We start from the raw sequence: 741 nt of genomic DNA, 5'->3' as shown, positions 1-741 counted from the left end.
CGCAAGGTCTGGCGGCAGCTCAGGCGGGAAGGCTTCGACGTCGCCCGCTGCGCCGTCTCGCGGCTGATGCGGGAAATGGGCCTCGAAGGGGCGATCCGCGGCAAGCCGGTGAAGACGACGATCAGCGACAAGGCCGCCCCCTGTCCGCTCGATCAGGTCAATCGCGAGTTCCATGCCCCGGCACCGAACAGGCTGTGGGTCTCGGACTTCACCTATGTCGCGACCTGGGCCGGCTTCGTCTACGTGGCTTTCGTCATCGACGCCTATGCCCGCCGGATCGTCGGCTGGCGGGCGAGCCGAACGGCGCATGCCGGCTTCGTCCTCGATGCTCTCGAGCAAGCCCTTCATGACCGGCGTCCCGTTCATGGCGGCGGTCTGATCCACCACAGCGACCGAGGGAGCCAATACGTGTCGATCAAATACACCGAGCGCCTGGCCGAGGCCGGCGTCGAGCCGTCGGTCGGCAGCGTCGGCGATTCCTACGAAAACGCGCTCGCCGAGACGATCAACGGCCTCTATAAGGCCGAGGTCATTCACCGGCGCGGGCCGTGGCGCTCCTTCGAGGCAGTCGAGTTCGCGACGCTGGAATGGGTCGACTGGTTCAACAAGCGCCGGCTGCTGGAGCCCATCGGCAACATCCCGCCGGCCGAAGCCGAGGCACGATACTACGCCATGCTCGAAGAGCCGGCCATGGCGGCGTGACTCAAACAAAACGGCCTCCGGCAAACCCGGCGCGGTTCA

Annotated in this window: 1 protein-coding gene; it reads left to right on the top strand. The window is 66.5% G+C overall.

Going from position 1 to position 741, the window contains the following annotated elements:
* Positions 1-702 (top strand): IS3 family transposase (locus ABGN05_RS30025; RefSeq protein ID WP_367957710.1); only part of this gene is annotated, 702 nt, incomplete at its 5' end.
* Positions 703-741: the final 39 nt, after the last annotated feature.

This window comes from Aquibium pacificum (genome assembly GCF_040839445.1).
GTDB lineage: Bacteria > Pseudomonadota > Alphaproteobacteria > Rhizobiales > Rhizobiaceae > Aquibium > Aquibium pacificus.
The sequence above is the reverse complement of the archived record's forward strand: the minus strand, read 5'-3'. Positions and strand labels throughout refer to the sequence as shown.